Source organism: Flavobacterium frigoritolerans, assembly GCF_025847275.1.
GTDB classification, from domain to species: domain Bacteria; phylum Bacteroidota; class Bacteroidia; order Flavobacteriales; family Flavobacteriaceae; genus Flavobacterium; species Flavobacterium frigoritolerans.
The window spans coordinates 78755-95498 of record NZ_JAOZEV010000017.1 but is presented as its reverse complement, the minus strand read 5'-3'; the positions used below and the strand labels follow the sequence as shown (position 1 = coordinate 95498).

12 protein-coding genes are annotated in these 16744 nt (G+C 32.9%); 2 read left to right on the top strand and 10 right to left on the bottom strand.

Annotated elements, in window-relative coordinates; all coding sequences use genetic code 11:
• The first annotated feature begins 111 nt into the window (after positions 1 to 111).
• Complete coding sequence (locus OIU80_RS17775) at positions 112 to 399, top strand: hypothetical protein (RefSeq protein ID WP_264288324.1); 288 nt, start codon at positions 112 to 114, stop codon at positions 397 to 399.
• On the top strand, positions 396 to 2183 hold the full coding sequence (locus OIU80_RS17770; RefSeq protein ID WP_264288323.1) for a T9SS type A sorting domain-containing protein: 1788 nt from the start codon (positions 396 to 398) through the stop codon (positions 2181 to 2183). The genes OIU80_RS17775 and OIU80_RS17770 overlap by 4 nt, the downstream gene beginning before the upstream one ends.
• 175 nt (positions 2184 to 2358) lie before the next feature.
• Here OIU80_RS17770 and OIU80_RS17765 read toward each other — a convergent pair whose 3' ends face one another.
• The 10 genes from OIU80_RS17765 to OIU80_RS17720 form a co-directional block, all read right to left on the bottom strand.
• The gene (locus OIU80_RS17765) at positions 2359 to 3306 is read right to left on the bottom strand and encodes an NADP-dependent oxidoreductase (RefSeq protein ID WP_264288322.1); all 948 of its coding nucleotides are present in this window, start codon (positions 3304 to 3306) and stop codon (positions 2359 to 2361) included.
• Positions 3307 to 3456: 150 nt separating this feature from the next.
• Positions 3457 to 4893, bottom strand: coding sequence for a tetratricopeptide repeat protein (locus tag OIU80_RS17760; RefSeq protein ID WP_264288321.1), 1437 nt, complete (start codon positions 4891 to 4893; stop codon positions 3457 to 3459).
• 679 nt (positions 4894 to 5572) lie between these two features.
• Positions 5573 to 5920 (bottom strand): hypothetical protein, encoded by a 348-nt coding sequence (locus OIU80_RS17755; protein ID WP_264288320.1) that lies wholly within the window; start codon positions 5918 to 5920, stop codon positions 5573 to 5575.
• A gap of 21 nt (positions 5921 to 5941) precedes the next feature.
• Complete coding sequence (locus OIU80_RS17750; protein ID WP_264288319.1) at positions 5942 to 6370, bottom strand: lipocalin-like domain-containing protein; 429 nt, start codon at positions 6368 to 6370, stop codon at positions 5942 to 5944.
• Positions 6371 to 6467: 97 nt separating this feature from the next.
• Complete coding sequence (locus OIU80_RS17745) at positions 6468 to 7409, bottom strand: hydrogen peroxide-inducible genes activator (protein ID WP_264288318.1); 942 nt, start codon at positions 7407 to 7409, stop codon at positions 6468 to 6470.
• A gap of 253 nt (positions 7410 to 7662) precedes the next feature.
• On the bottom strand, positions 7663 to 9603 hold the full coding sequence (locus OIU80_RS17740; RefSeq protein WP_264288317.1) for an OmpA family protein: 1941 nt from the start codon (positions 9601 to 9603) through the stop codon (positions 7663 to 7665).
• 12 nt (positions 9604 to 9615) lie between these two features.
• Entirely contained in the window at positions 9616 to 10545 is a 930-nt protein-coding gene (locus tag OIU80_RS17735) for a PorP/SprF family type IX secretion system membrane protein (RefSeq protein ID WP_264288316.1), read from the bottom strand.
• 62 nt (positions 10546 to 10607) lie between these two features.
• Positions 10608 to 15317 (bottom strand): T9SS type B sorting domain-containing protein, encoded by a 4710-nt coding sequence (locus OIU80_RS17730; protein WP_264288315.1) that lies wholly within the window; start codon positions 15315 to 15317, stop codon positions 10608 to 10610.
• 47 nt (positions 15318 to 15364) lie between these two features.
• A complete protein-coding gene (locus tag OIU80_RS17725; protein ID WP_264288314.1) occupies positions 15365 to 15544 on the bottom strand; it encodes a hypothetical protein in 180 nt (59 codons plus the stop codon).
• A 603-nt stretch (positions 15545 to 16147) separates the two neighbouring features.
• The gene (locus tag OIU80_RS17720) at positions 16148 to 16672 is read right to left on the bottom strand and encodes an ankyrin repeat domain-containing protein (protein ID WP_264288313.1); all 525 of its coding nucleotides are present in this window, start codon (positions 16670 to 16672) and stop codon (positions 16148 to 16150) included.
• Positions 16673 to 16744: the final 72 nt, after the last annotated feature.

Below are 16744 nucleotides of genomic sequence, written 5' to 3'. Positions count from 1 at the left end.
TTTATCAAAACCATTTTGCAACTCAGAATTTACTTTTTGTAATTTCTGAATGTGTTGCTGTATTTAATCTCAAAATGGACATACAAATGTCTGTATAATAAAATCAAACTTATGGAACTTATAAATATTAGATTATTCTTTATAATTGCTACATTACTTTTAGTACATGCTGTTGTTTCTGCGCAAGCTCCTCCGGCACCTGGTGATCCACAACCAGAATTACCTATTGATAATGGTATACCATTCTTAATGATTTCGGGTCTTTTATTAGCTATTTATGTTATTAGAAAGAAAAAAAAGACACCAATACCATCCAAAATACCTTCATTACCTCTAGAAGATAGACTAAAAAAAGTAGCTAAGGAATTTCATATAAATAACACAAAGACAAGATTATGAAAAAAATAATGATAGTATTACTCCTGTTGTTTTCTTTAAACTCTTTTTCTCAAATTTATTTCGGAACGAATGCATCTATGTATGTAAAGAATGAATTACTTTATGTTAAACAGGACATTAATTTACAGGCAAATTCAATTCTTTATTTAAGAAACCGTTCACAATTAGTTCAAGGAACAACTAGTACATCTCTAAATACAGGAACAGGAATAGTATCTGTATATCAAGAAGGAACTTCAGATAATTTTGATTATAATTACTGGTGCTCTCCTATTGGGAGTACTGCTGTTACAGGAAATGGCAATTTTGGCATTACAATGCTAAACAGACCTTTAACAGCCACAACAGCTACAGTAGCTATAGTATTGCCACTAGCTACTAAGGATGGAATTTCCAACCCGCTTTCGATAGCAGCACGATGGATTTATAAATTAATTAATGCTAATAGTTATTCGCAATGGATTTACATCGGAGGTGCCAGTACTTTAGCTGCGGGGGAAGGATTTACAATGAAAGGAACTAGTGGAACTGACAATTTAGATGCTGAAAGCAATGGTATTCAGAACAATCCAGGTGGAATTGGTGCGCAACGATACGACTTTAGGGGAAAACCAAATGATGGTAATATCACGGTAAGTTTGGGGCTTAATAATGCAACCTTATCAGGAAATCCATATCCATCAGCTTTGCATCTTAATGCCTTCCTTTTGGATTCAGACAATAGTGCCGGGACTGGAATTGCTTATTTTTGGGAGCAAAATAAAGCTACAAATTCTCATTTCATTGCCGATTATAGAGCAGGATACGGAAGTTATTCGCCTATAAGTCTGGTTAGTAATGGGGTATATGTACCTGCTACTTTTAATTCCTATAATGATGATGGTTCCTTAAATACTACCGGTACATCTTCGGGATTGATAATTGCCCGAAAATATTCACCTATTGGTCAAGGATTTATTTTAAATGGTAGAATAACAGGAACAGTTACATTAAAAAATTCTCACAGAGCCTATTATAAAGAAGGAAATCCGTTAACCCAGTTTGAGCGTCCTGCTAAAAATAAAGCTTCAAAAGTTAGTGATTCTATACACGATACCTCCTATTTTAAGTTAAACGCGATACTTAATAATCAATTTACCAGACAACTGGCATTGGCTTTCTTACCCGAAGCGACAGACGGGATTGATTACGGAATTGATGCACTAAATATGGATGCCTCACTTCCTAATGATGTTTGTTTTTTATTAGACAATAAGAATTATGTAATTCAAGGAGTAAATTTTGAAGAAACCAAAAAAATACCTTTAGCAGTAAAAGCTACAAATAATACCACCATAAAATTCTATGTCCCTGAGGTAATAAACTTTGATCTTTCTCAGTCAATTTACATCCATGACGCCCTTGATGATTCTTATCATGATATAAAAAATAATGTATATGAAGTAGCTGTTCTGAAAGGAACATATAACGACAGGTTTAATATTACTTTTATAGATGAGAAAAAATTAAATACAAAAGATTTAACGAAGTCAAAATTTACTATTATCCAAAATAATACAGACGAGAAGCTAACAATTTCTAATACGGACCAAATTGAAATTAAGTCGGTAGTAGTATATGATATGTTGGGAAGGATAATTCTGTCAAAGGAAATACTCGGAAACAACCAGTATTATTATTTTTCGACCAGCGGGTTAAGTTCTGGAATATATATAGTTGAATTATTGACTGTTGATGCTTTAAAAACTATCCAAAAAGTTATTATTTCTAATTCTGGTAAGTAAAAGAAAACACATTGATAAGTGTTTATTGAGAGGAAATAAAGAAATTGAACGCTGAACGTTTCAGATAGTTCAGTGTTTAACTGGTTAAATAAAACAGACAAAACGATAAGAATGTTAGTAACATAAATCGTTTTATCTGTTTTAATCTTATTTTAAATATCAGTTGGTAATTATTTTACATATTAACTATTACTTTACCAGCCACTCTGTTTGTTTCCACTTCCAAATGTGCTTTACCCATTTCTTCAAATGAAAACATTTTGTGTATATGCGGTTTTATAGATCCGTTTTCTAATAAATCTGCAATAGCTTTTATTGTCTCGTTTTTAGAAGCTACCATAAAAAATGCTATTTCTACCTGTCGCTTTTCTGCATTTTCTTTAGCAGCTTGTGGGATTTCTGGTGAAGAAATAGTAACAATTATTCCATTTGGGCGAACAACAGCAACCGAATTTAATAACGTCTCACCTTGAATAGTATCTAAAACGATATCGATATTCTGAAGTTTTTCTGAGAAACTTTCTTTCTCATAATCAATATGTTCGTCAGCTCCTAATGATAAAACAAAATCCTTGTTTTTAGCAGAAGAGGTACCTATAACATAAGCTCCAAAATGTTTGGCAATTTGTACCGCTAAATGTCCAACTCCTCCAGAAGCTCCATGAATTAAAACCTTATCTCCTTTTTTAATTTTGGCAACATCAACCAAACCCTGATAAGCTGTGCTAGCAACCATCGTAGCTGCCGCCGCTTCTTGATGTGTTACATTTGCAGGTTTTAAGGCTAAATGGCTAGCTGGAGATGAAACATATTCTGCATACCCTTTTCCATTACCAAAAAAATTGACCATTCCGAACACTTCATCACCAATTTTAAAATCAGTTACATCTTTCCCTATTTCCACTATCTCTCCCGATATATCCCAACCTAAAATAACAGGTCGCTCATCTGCATAAATCCAATTTAAGATTCCTTCATACCCTCTTGATTTAACATCCACTGGATTAATGCTAATTGATATTACTTTTACTAGCACTTCTCCTTCTTTTACAATAGGTTTCTTTACTTCTGTTAATTGTAATTTATCTATACTTCCTGCTTCGTTTAAAATAAATGCTTTCATTTTTTTATTGTTACAAATTATAAGACAAATATAACATTTTAGTATATTACCTACAAACTGGTATTTTTTTAGTAATCTATGACTTATTTAAAATTAAACTTTATCTTTTAAAATCCTTAAATTAATGGATACGAAAGGTCATTGTTATCACTAGTCGAAGTATTTGTAAATATCTTCGCCTTCCTTTATAAAAAATCGTTTCCGCAAACGATTTTTTCTATTCTGTATCGCTTTAGCAGTAACAAAAGTGTAATCTGCAATTTCTTTAGTTGAAAATTTAAGTTTAAGATAAAAACAAATTTTTTGCTCGGTAATAGTTAAATCGGGTTGCACAGCAATTAATTTTAAATAAAAATCGGGATACAACTCTTTAAATACAACCACAAACAAGGGATCATTCTTTTTAGCCATCTCTATTACCTCATCGTAAGATGTGGTTACTTTCTGTTTTAAGGATACAATTTGGGTCGCTTTTTGTTCAATTTCCTTCTTCTTTTGTTGGGTCTCTAATTTTAATTTATTTTTAAAACAAAATTGCCAATAAGAATATATCAATAAACTAATTATTAGTAAACTAGCAATTAGTAGTAAAACCATACTTCTATCTACTAATACTTTCTTTTCGGCTTCTGCTTTAGAAACAACATAATTAGTTGCCGCAATCATGCTTTTTTGTTCCGCTATTTGAGTACTATCTTTATAAATTAATTCTAGTTTTTGATAGTCAAATACGGCCTGATTTAAACCTTTTTCTTCAGCTATCTTTTTATATAATCCATAATTGTATTCTAGAATATAATAGGTTTTTTCGCGTTTTGCGACTACAGTTGACTTGTCTAAATAGGCAATTGCCTCTGCATAATCTTTCTTTTTATAATAAATTTCAGCTAGATTACTTAGTATTATTTCTGTACAGTTTATATTCTTTTTTTTATAATCTAATAATGCTACTTTAAAGTAATATTCGGCAGAATCAAGTCTACCCGCTGACATATACGTATCTCCAATATTCACCAAAGCAAAATTAGGAACTCGTGGATTCTTGCTAAAATAATAGGCTGCTTTTTTATGTAGCTTTATAAATTCTTCAACAGTCGGTTTATTGTCGAGACCAGCCGAAAAACAAGCTTTAAAACTATAGGCTCTACCTAAAAAACAGTATTTTGATTTTCCTTGTAAACAATTAACCCTTGTTAAGCAATTGTCTAATTGAGACAGTGCTAATTTATTGAGATGCATTCTTCCATGTTGGATTGCAATAACAAAATCTGCATAAAGCAAAAGAGAATCATTCCTTATTTCTTGCGCTATCGCTTTGGATTCTTCTAAATAATTTAATGCCTTATCAAAGTCTCGAAGTTTCCCTTTGCAATTACCCATGTTTAATAAAGCGAAACAGGAACCTAATTGATAATCTTGCTTTAATGCAATATGATATATATTTTTTGAAATTTTATACCCTTCGTTGGGTGAATTTTTCAAATACTGATTTACCGAATTTAAAGTGCTGTCAATTTCCTTTATAGTCAAATTTTTTCTTTGACCATAACTATTCCATAACCCAAAAACAACATAAAAAATAGTCAAATATAACCGTATGTGTTTGACTAATAAAAACTTAATTTGGAACATCTTGTTTATTCAATTTTTATGGGCTTTTACATCTAACTCCTAATCTTTGAATATTACCAGGTATTGGTATCAAAAAACACATTTATTAATTCTAATAAATATGATAGGGATAATGTATTGGGTTAAGTTTTTTTGTTTATTCTAAAATTCTCTTTTTCGATTCAGTAGCTTCAGGGCTTTTAAAACTATCATTTTATCAGGTTACAAAAGTAGCATCAATAAATTTAGTAATTTGTAGCACTTTGAACGACACCATTGTCGACTTTGTACTACAAGATTCTGACATCATTTAAATATTATTTTTAATTGTAATCTTTAGGCAGGCTAAAAAAAAACAGCACCTAACCTGTTGTAATTCAATTCTTTTTCAATAAATATTATATTAATAAAAAAAGAACAGCCCAAGGGCTGTTTTCATTTCTTATACATTCTAAGTAAGTTATAATATAAGAATACTTGCTTTACGCAATTACTAATATATAAACTTACTCCCCCCCAGTAAGCAATTTCTTTGCAAATTTATAAAACAAGTGTGTGTAAATCAAACTGAAATTTTCTATGATATTATAGTTAAAAACTAATAGTTTGTCAATAACCTCAAAATGAGACATTGCCCCTCCTCCATGTAGCATTGTTATTCATAAAGAAAAAATTGAAAGTCATGTATCAGTTCTTTTTTAGGTTTAGAAATATCAATAAAACGTAGTTCACTATTAGTATCAATCTTATTGAATATCCTTTTGAGACTACAAACAACAATAGGAAGTTGTTTTTTGTCTATTGTAATAAAATCTGATAAATCATTCTCGGTATACATTATAAAAAAAACAAATGAATAGTCAATTTTAGTGGTATCAAAATCATTAATGAGATTGAATTTCTTGTAAACTTTAAAATCATTTTTTTTCCCAAACTCTTTTTTTAAGAATCGGGAAAAACCATGTTGATTATCATATACTAATACCTGTTTTAATTCCATCATTCATTAATTTAAACGTTATACTTATTTCTTGGTATATTCTTCTACCATTTGATCACTATCAGACTTATATTGTATTGATAAGTTGCTACTATCTAATTTGATGATTTTGTATGGTAAGGTGTCTGTTGATTTTGTATGGTTTCCAATGCTTGTTGTTACTAGAAATAATTCATTATTATCTAACCACCATTTTTCATATAGTAGTGTTGCCATGTTTATAGACTTGGCTGTTCCGTTTTCCAGCAGACTAAACCCCTGAACTTCTTTACTATTAATCGGATTGGGTTGCACCCAGTTTCCGACTAGTTGTTCTTTTGAAAACTGGTTAGATTCTACCGCTTTTTTTGGTTCATTACTGTTTTCCTGAATTTGTTTCTTTTCGGCTTTATTACAAGCTGTTATTAGGGCTAATGAAGCAATTGCCACTAAAAATTTTCCGTTACGTTTCATGTTCTATTTTATTTAATTTATTTATTATTTTGCGTTATTTGGATCATACGAAAGCTGATTAATGAAGTAAATCATTAGAGTTATCGGGTTGATAATGCTATTGTTTTACCGGAATAATAGCTATATTTTTCTTCGACAACATTGTCTCTGGAATAGCACCAAGAATCGATTTTTTTAAGGCCTCAACTAATCTCTTTTTTACAAAAAGATTGTAATAAACCAGTCCAATTTCTCTAACTGGGTATGGAGATACAAAACGGCTTGTTTTGCTTTTTTGTTCCATATTTAGTGCCAGAACAGTTAATTCCGGGAGGATTGTTGTACCCATATTTAAATCAACCATTTGTTTAAGAGTTTCTATACTACCCGACTGATAATCTATCTTAAGGTCAGAAGCACTTTTAGTTCTTAATTCACATAAGTTTACAATCTGGTTTCGAAGGCAATGCCCTTCTTCTAACAACAACAATTTATCCGTATTTATATCTTCTGGGACGATGTATTTTTTCTTTGCTGCTGCAGAATTTAAGTCACCATAATGATAGAATTCTTCGTAAAATAAAGTTTCTTCTTTTAGCCCTTTATCTAATAATGGAATTGCTAATATGGCTACATCTATTGAACCATCCTTCAATTTCTCCTGAATCTTTTCGGTAGTTAATTCATTAATGACCAACTTAACTTCATTATAGTTTGTCATAAAATCTTTTATAAAAAGAGGTAATAAATAGGGTGCCAAAGAGGGTATAATTCCTATTCGTAGGTCTCCTCTCACCTCTCCTGTTTCTTCACTTATAATCTCTTTTATCTTATTTGTTTCCTGCAAGGCAATTTTAGCCTGCTCGATTATTTTCATCCCAATATCTGTAGGTCGAACTGGTTGCTTACTCCTGTCGAATAAGATGACATTGAGTTCTTCTTCCAATTTTTTTATCATTCCGCTTAAGGTCGCCTGCGTAATAAAACATGCTTCTGAAGCCTTTAAAAAATGACGGTGCTTATCTAATGAAACGATGTATTCTAATTGCTGTATATTCAAATGTATTGGTTTTAGTATATGTTATGATTGAGGCTATTATTCGTGTGGGGTTACAAAAAAGAGAGTCAGTACTCTATTTGTATTTTTACTTTAAAGATTTGAATTACTACTAAAATTGATATAACAATCATGTATCTAATTAAATAAGAAGGGATTCGGCTATAGTAATAACTAAAATAGTTATCCTAAATTCCCTATCCCTTCTAAATTTTTATTAAAATATAATGCAATTTTAATAGTGTAACATACCTCTCTATTGTATCGAAACAATTATAAACTCACTACGTCTATTAGCCTGATGTTCTTCTTCGGTACATTTTACACCATCAGAACAATGATTTACCAATTGCGTTTCGCCATATCCTTTTCCAGTAAGCCTATCAGAAGAAATTCCATTTTTTACTAACCATGCGATAGTAGATTTGGCTCTTCTGTTGGATAATGCTTCATTGTATTTAAATGTTGCTCGACTATCTGTATGTGAACGAACATCGACTTTCATCTTTGGATATTGTTGCATTACAGCAAGTATTTTCTCTAATTCAAAGGCTGCTTCTTTGCGAATAAATGATTTATCTAAATCAAAATAGATGATTGGTATATTTAAGGTTTTTGCTAAATCTGTACCTACATCTATAGGTTTGATTTGTTGCTCTAACTGCAATGGTAGATTCGTTTTCCCAGTTGCATTATTTATTGCAATTCTTTCTTCCTTAGTTTCATAGTCTTTTTTCTCTGCACGTACAGAATATGTTTTTCCGCACACTACATCAAACTCATATTTTCCGTTAAAATTGGTTGTTACTGTAGCTATCAACTCCATTTGCTCATTGTATAAACTTACTTTAGAGTCTGCAAGGATAGCATCAGTTTCACGATCTGTTATAATTCCAGATAATAATTGCTCACAAGTTAGTTTACGTCTTTCTAAGAAACGGTAAATATCATCGTAACCTTTACCACCTGTTCTATTTGAGGTGAAAAATCCATTTCGGTTTTTGCTATCTATCAAAAGAGCAAAATCATCCTGAGAACTGTTTATTGGAGCACCTACATTTTGTACTTCGCCAAAACTGTTGTCATTTCCTATCTTAGATACAAATACATCTAAACCTCCAAGTCCAGGATGTCCATCGCTTGCAAAATAAAGCTCATTATCTCCTGATATAAATGGGAAGCTTTCTCTTCCTTCAGTATTAATAGTCTTTCCTAAATTCATTGGAACACCATAACTGCCATCACTGTTTATTTTTACACTAAACAAATCTGATTGCCCTAATGTTCCTGGCATATCAGAGGCAAAATATAATGTTTTCTCATCTAAGCTTAATGCAGGATGTGCAACGCTATAGTTATTACTATTAAAAGGCAATTCGGTTACATTACTCCATTCCTTGTCTGTTAAAGTTGCTTTGTACAACTTCAATAAAGTTACCTGCTTACTGTCTTTCCCTTTTTTATGATCTAAATAATTGTTTCGAGTAAAATACATCGTTTGACCATCTTTGGTAAATACTGGCGTTGATTCATGAAACTTTGAATTGATTTTTTTGCTAAAGAGTACTGGTTTCCCCATTTCTCCACCCGCTTTTATTTCTGAAGTATATAAATCTGTAAAATATTGATTGGTCCAGCTAAACACTTTCTTAGAAACTCCTCCAGTATCTCTCGCTGAAGCAAAAACTAATTTGTTGTCTAAAAAAGAACTCCCATAATCAGAATAAATTGAATTAATACTGGCATCGGCTATGTCAAAGCGACCTGAATTGGCTTTAATTATTTCCAGATAATTTTTATTATTATCATATAATTTAGCTCTTAGATCATTACCTGATTTCTTATTGAATTCCTCTAACATCATGTTTGCTTTGGTATAATTACCTACAGACTTGAGTGCTTGGGAATACCGATAATAATATTCAGGTTCCTGGTTTTGGTTCATTGCAAAAAGTTCTCCATACCATTTTTCAGCCAGAGGCAATTGAGCATTGAAGTAATAAGCATTACCAAGCTTTTGAAACATTTTTTCATTTTTGTAACCTTTCTCGGCTACACGCTCATAAGTAGTGATAGCATCGACATAGGCATATCTTTCATATTTCTTGTCGGCCGCAGCTATCCCCGCTTTTTGTCCATAGCTATGTAATGCCAGAACACTAAAAATGGTGCTATAAAGTAGAGTTGTTATTTTCATAATAGTAATGGTTTAGAAGAATCTCGGAGATATCATTTTGTCATATTTATTGAACAATTCATATCGCAAGAAGATTTCATGTGATCCTGAATTGTAATTTCCTAATCGGGTGGTATCTAAGTCATATCCATAACCGATAAACCAAGAATCGCTTGCTTGAAATCCTACCATGGCGCTTAATGCAGCACTCCATCTATAAGCAATACCTGCAACAAATTTTTCATTGATTAAAAAATTCCCTGATACATCTACTTGCAAAGGAGCTCCTTGTACGTATTTGGTCAGCAAAGAAGGTTTGAATTTTACATTATAGCTTAAATCAAATACATGACCAGCAATTAAATACAAATTGATGTTTTCTTTAGCCACATGACTATTAGATCCTGCACCTGCATATCTGTCAAAATGTTTGGTCTCTAGCAAATGTGGAGCCGATAAACCAACATATGTATTATCTGAATGCAAATACACTCCTGCTCCAATATTAGGAGAAAATTTATTATCAATATTGGTTTCAAAAACATAGTCATTCTTGTCGTATTGATTCAACTTACTGAAATCAATATTCAATAAATTAGCTGTTCCTTTTATTCCAAAAGATAATTTATAACGCTCTGATGTATGAATTGTATACGATACATCTAAAGCAATATTATTTTCGTCTGATGGGCCAATTCTGTCATTGACAACTGAAACTCCTATTCCTAAATTAGTTCCATTTATTGGGGTATTTACCGATGCTGCATTAGTTACTGGTGCACCATCAAGTCCTACCCATTGCGAACGATGCAAAGCAAAAACACTCATTGTTCCTCGAGATCCCGCATAGGCCGGATTGACGTTTATAGTATTATACATATACTGTGTAAACTGTGCGTCTTGTTGTCCATAACTTGCGATTGTTGCCAGTAGCAAAACAAATCTTAATATAGTTTTTTTCATCTGTTTTTTTATTTAAATCCCTGAGAGTAAAAGTTCTCCAACTCTCAGGGATTAATTTAAATTTATCTGTTTAAATACAAGTACCCTGCTTTCGAATGTCCATTTGAATCGTTGTCTCTATATTTTAGGATGTAATAGTAAGTTCCCACAGGTAATTCAGCACTTTGATTAACTGTTACACGTCCTTCAGATATCCCCTTAAAGGCTCTGTCTGAATTGTTATAATGATCAAGATCGTAGACTAAAACTCCCCAACGGTTATAAATTTCAACTGTGTTATCAGGGAAACATTCTAATCCATCAATTCTAAATACATCATTTTCTCCATCTCCATTTGGTGAAACAGCATTAAAAACTTCTATAATACAAGATGAATTTATAGCTACTGTAACTGTAGCAGTATCACAATTTGTTGGATTTGATTTTTCGCAAATACTGTAAATAATGGTATAGTTTCCTGCTGGTGTATTTGGAGCTACCGTTATTGTACCATCTGTATTTAATGTAAATCCTGTTGGAACTGTTACTCCTGTTAAGTTTATTTCAGACGCTATAACAGGGAATCCATTCAGGGTATCATTTTCTAATACATTTGGTGTTGTACCTCCATCTTTTTCATTAATTGGTGTTGTAGTATAATCATCAACATTTGCATGGATTACTGCTGAAGCTACAACCACAGTAGCAGTTGTTGTATCACAATTTAATGGATTTAACTTCTCACAGATGCTATAAGTAACAACATAATTACCAGCTGGTGTGCTAGGAGCTACAGTGATCGTTCCGTTATTATTTAAGGTCAACCCCGTTGGTACATTTACTCCTGTTAAGTTTACTTCTGATGTTATAATAGGTAATCCGTTGAAAGTATCATTTATTAATACATTTAGCGTTGTACCTCCAACTCTTCCTATAATAGGAGTTAAAGTATAATCATCAACTTTAGCACAAATTACAGATTGTATTGCTATAGTATTAGATACCGATGATACACATCCTGAAGTTGCATCTGTAACTATTGCTGTATATGATGCTCCTGCAGGCGCTGTTACAACTCCTGTTCCCGATACACTTACCCCTGTAGTTGGTGTAAACGTATATGTTTTTGTAGCATCGTAATTGGTAATTGTAAAACTACCAGTTACAGCAGAACACGTTGGCTGAGTTACAGCACTAAATAATGCAGTAGCTGGTGCCAATGGAGCAGCGTTGACTGTTGTACTAGCCGAAGGTGAAGTACAAGCTCCCAATGTTGCTGTTACTGTATAATCCCCTTTCGGTGCTGTTACAACTCCTGTAGCTGATACACTTACGCCTGTAGTTGGTGTAACTGCATACGTATAAGTTGCATCATAATTGGTAATTGTGAAGCTACCGTTTGGCATTGCACAAGTTGTTGGTTGTATTACAATACTCAATACTGGTTGTACAGGAGTTACTGGTTGTGCATTAACAGTTGTACTAGCTGATGGTGAAGTACAACCTCCTAATGTTGCCGTTACTGTATAGTCCCCTTTTGGTGCAGTTACGACTCCTGTAGCTGATATACTTACTCCAGTAGTTGGTGTAACTGCATACGTGTAAGTTGCATCATAATTGGTAATTGTGAAACTTCCTGTTATTACTGCACAAGTAGGTTGTGTTACTGTACCTAATATTGGAGTAACCGGTGTAATTGGCTGAGCATTTATTATTAAACTAGCCGAAGCTACTGACGTACATCCTGAAATTAAATCTGTAACTGTTGCTGTATATGTTTCTGCAGGTGCTGTTACAACTCCTGTTGCCGATACACTTACTCCTGTAGATGGTGTAAACGTATATGTTTTTGTAGCATCATAATTGGTAATTGTAAAACTACCTGTTTCAGTAGAACACGTTGGCTGAGTTACGCCACTAAATAATGCTATTGCAGGAGTTACTGGTTGTGCATTCACGGTAAAGCTTGCTGCTGCTGATACACATGCTCCAGCAGATGCAGTTACATCGTAAGTACCTGAAGCTAATCCTGAGAATACACCAGTGGTATTAATAACAGCTGCAGTTACAGGATTTGTTCCAGTAAGAGTATAAGTAATATCTGGTGCTGCTACAGGAACTGTAACTGTAATAGTACCTGTATTTAGTGCACATGTAGGTTGCGTTACATCGGCTGTTGGTACTGCTGGAGCAGCTGTATTCACAATAGTATAAGTTGATACAGAAGTTCCCGAACATAAACCATTCACAGTATAAGTAAAAGTAAATGATCCTATCGCAGATACAGATGGTGACCAAAGATGACCATTTAAATTCCCACTAGACGGGTTAGTTGTTTCTACCCACGTACCATAAGGATCTGCTGTAGCGGGAAGCAATGTATTTAAATCTAAGTTAGTAACCGACCTGCAAACAGGAGTTGAACTATTTGCTCCCGAATTTGGATTATCTAAATTTGATGTTATTTGATAATCTAAAACAACATCTACACATGAACTTGGAGGAGATGAAGTAAGTCTTACATGATAAGTACCAGTATCGGTAGCTGTATTAAATGTTGGAAAAGATAAAGTTGAACTTGTACTCAAAACAGTAGGATCAGCGTCTTTAGTCCAGCTAAAATTAAGATATGGAACTCCATCTACAGAAAGTTTTCCTGTTGTAGAACCATTACATATATTTACAGCTGTTAGTTTCGGTAATCCAAGTTTTGCAATATCTAATAATGAATTAACAACATTACCACAGGCATCCGCAATAGTAAAATTATAGATACCACCAGTTAAGCTAGTAAAAAGACTACTGTTACCATTATTTACTATAAAAGAGCTACCGTCTTTAGTAGTAATACCGTACGTATAAGGTTCTACACCATCATAACCCGTTATAGAAGCATTATAATGTACGCCATCAGCACATTGAAACGAATATAAATCTTTCGCTTTTAACCCTTTTGTAGCATAATCAAAAGTAGAAAGAACATCATAACATTTTCTTCCATAACCATAAACTGCTACACCCGGAGATAATTCAAGCGTTGTAAAAGTTTTTACTATTCTGTAAGTTCCAGGAGCTGTCCATGAACCTTGTTGCTGACCATTTGTTAATGATTGAGCATTTGTTGAGTTAGGTGCATCGCTAGAAAAACCTCCTGCTGTAGGATGCCCCCAATTATTACTTGATGGATCTTTTATTTGTAACCAATAAAGCACATTCTGATAAGCTGGAACAAGATTATCTCCTGTAACATTCAAATTAACATCAAAACTACCGCACTTTTGAACTTTAGAGGCTACTACAGTTCCTTGGTCATAACCAATAACATTTACATTTGTAGTAATGATATGTCCACAATTATCAGTTGTTTCAACAGTGTATGTTCCTCCAGCAACATCATCAAAAACAACATTATATCCATCTGCCATAATATGAGATGTCGCGTCAACAGGATAAGAACTGGAGAAACCAGAAGGTCCTGCCGTAATTTTTGCACTTACAAAAGTATAAGTTGCAGTATTCTGTGATACCGAAAATGTACCATTTCCAGCTCCACAACCTGTTCCCTGAAATACCCATACGCTAGGCGTTGGAGTAGATACTGTAACATTTTCATTAATATTATTACCACAGGCATCCGTTACACGAATTACATAAGGTCCATCAGGTATTGGATTCCCAATACTTCCTACAAGGTTAGAGTTAGATGGCGCTCCAATAGTATAGCCTGAAGGTGCAGATAACACTTCGTACAACAAAGGTTTTGCCATATATTGAGTACCTAAAGAAATATAAGATCCCGAACAATTAGCAGGTAAAATCTGAGAAAACACTTCTGCCGGATCATTAATATTTCTTGTTGAATTAAATTCATTTCCGCAAGCATCAGTTATCATTAAATCTAATACAAAAGGTGTATTATAAAAAGGAATAGAAGTAGTTATATCATCAGTATTACTACCAAAACGATTAGGACCTGTAATAGTCTTAGTCGTTATTATGTCTGCTCCTCCACCCGGCGGATGAACAATATAGTCAAACTTAAGCGGATAAACCATTACGTTACTATCTGCTCCTGCTTTTAAAAATTGTCGAAAATCACCAAAACCACAAGTACTTCTTTCTGTATTATAATTAGTCCCTGGCTCAAATATAACATTAGGAGTAAATACAGTAAGAGTTACTGTTTGAGTTACAATTTCTCCACAATTATCTTTAACAGATACTATGTAAGAACCTCCGCTAAGCCCTGTAAAAGATCCGCCAGATTGAGGGCCTACTACAGTAGAAGTGCTAGTATTATTAATTGTATACGCGTTAACGGCAGCTGGTGTTCCTGCATTAATTGTGACATTAATTGCTCCTGAATTTGGGCAAGTCACATCTGTTTTAGTAACGGTAAAACTTAGCGGACTCACATCTCCACTAATATTACCATCCCAAGTTTTAGAGTTACTTGTGTGTCCTGCCATACTTTGGGTAGCAACGATACGATAAGCACCTCCGCTTAGTCCTGTTTGAGAATTGCCTGTTGTTGTAACAAGCGCAGTGCTAAAATTTGGAGCTTTGTAAATAGCATAAGTCACAGTAGCACCAGGATCAGTTCCCGAAGTACTAAATGCTAATACACCATTATTCCTACAACTCTCTGCTGTTGGTGTTACACTGAGTGTAAATGTAGGCAAGGTTGCTTGTGCTTGCACTACAAAATTCACCAGTAGGAATAGCAATAAAACCGATCTACGGTAAAAAACCTTTGCCAAGCAGGATTTTTTAATTAAAGTAATTTTTTTCATGTTTTGCAGTTATAAAGTTTTTAAATTGATTAAAAGTGGGCTTAATGTTAATAACTGATTTGTGCTCTCAAGAATAACTGTGGAGTACTATAAATACTATTATTACCACAAACAGCTACTTGATGATTCTGGATTTTAAATCCTTGTCGAATGCCAATTGGTTTAAAGATTTTATAAAACAATTTAGCCCAAGACACAAAATGCCTCAAAAAAATAGAATGATTCATAATATATAAGTCGTTTAAAATTATAAGCGTAATAAGTGATTACTGTTATTAACTATAGATTTCAGATTTAATCTGGTATTGAAATATGTCATATTGTTTCCTGCATAAAAAACGTTGTGGAAGATTAAATCCTTAGCGGTTTTTTTGTCAAGTAAGAATATCTTAAATCTTAGTTTGTATTAATAACTTAGTAATTCTTTAGTCGAAAATATAATTTAGAGTCTATCTTGCAGTTTTTGTTTAACAAGAAAAAAACTAAATAACATTATCAATAACTCTTGAGGTTAAGTAAATAATTTATAGTATGAAATTGATTTGGGGATAATAATCACACTACACAAAAACGTTGGGCAAACATATTATATAAACTAGGTATTATCCTAAAAAACACATACCACATAGATACTCATACACCTATAAAACAGATACTTAATGTTTTACAAGCCTAGAAACAACAAAGTATAATGAGATTTGGTATTTTAGCATTCCAAAAAGAAAATAAGGACTTTATACGAAAAGATCTGTAATCTGAATTGCAATTAAGATGACATCTTAATAAGAAACTTTTTAAATTTTGAAGAGAAAGAATAAGCATTTATTTATCTATTTTAACAATTGTACTGCTATTTCATTTTCTTGAAGAATGGCATGATCAAGAGCTGTTTTATTAAATCTGTCCCGTATCGTTTTATCCGCTCCCCTATCAAATAAAATTTTTATTATGGAATCAGCACCAAAGGTTGCTGCAAAAATTAATGCCGTTGCTCCATTATAATTTCTTTGGTTAATGGCTGCATTATGACTCAATAATAGTAGAACCATTTTGTCCAATCGTTTAAAACATACTCCCATGAGCGCCGTATTTCCCATTTTATCCTGAATGTTGGGATTCGCTCCTTTTTTTAATAACAATTCTGCCACTTCGTAACTGTTATTATAGCATGCTACTATTAATGCTGTACTACCTCTTTCATCCACACTATTAATGTCATTATTTTCAACTAATAAATCATTCAATAGTTTGATATTATTGGTACGTGCGGCTGAAAAAATATCCTCTTGAGCAGAAATTGCAAAAGTTGCAAATAGCATTAAAAGCAAAATAAGTATATTGAGTTTTTTCTTCATTTTCTTGATGTATTATAAATAGTGTAGCTATTAAAGCAATCAGTTTAGTTATTAACTAAATAAAAAAAAGAG

Excerpts from the sequence above, each read along its gene's own strand:
- OIU80_RS17730 (WP_264288315.1), bottom strand. The coding sequence starts at position 15,317 with ATGAAAAAAATTACTTTAATTAAAAAATCCTGCTTGGCAAAGGTTTTT.
- OIU80_RS17770 (WP_264288323.1), top strand. The coding sequence starts at position 396 with ATGAAAAAAATAATGATAGTATTACTCCTGTTGTTTTCTTTAAACTCT.
- OIU80_RS17775 (WP_264288324.1), top strand. The coding sequence starts at position 112 with ATGGAACTTATAAATATTAGATTATTCTTTATAATTGCTACATTACTT.
- OIU80_RS17740 (WP_264288317.1), bottom strand. The coding sequence starts at position 9,603 with ATGAAAATAACAACTCTACTTTATAGCACCATTTTTAGTGTTCTGGCA.
- OIU80_RS17735 (WP_264288316.1), bottom strand. The coding sequence starts at position 10,545 with ATGAAAAAAACTATATTAAGATTTGTTTTGCTACTGGCAACAATCGCA.
- OIU80_RS17725 (WP_264288314.1), bottom strand. The coding sequence starts at position 15,544 with ATGAATCATTCTATTTTTTTGAGGCATTTTGTGTCTTGGGCTAAATTG.
- OIU80_RS17750 (WP_264288319.1), bottom strand. The coding sequence starts at position 6,370 with ATGAAACGTAACGGAAAATTTTTAGTGGCAATTGCTTCATTAGCCCTA.
- OIU80_RS17755 (WP_264288320.1), bottom strand. The coding sequence starts at position 5,920 with ATGATGGAATTAAAACAGGTATTAGTATATGATAATCAACATGGTTTT.
- OIU80_RS17720 (WP_264288313.1), bottom strand. The coding sequence starts at position 16,672 with ATGAAGAAAAAACTCAATATACTTATTTTGCTTTTAATGCTATTTGCA.
- OIU80_RS17765 (WP_264288322.1), bottom strand. The coding sequence starts at position 3,306 with ATGAAAGCATTTATTTTAAACGAAGCAGGAAGTATAGATAAATTACAA.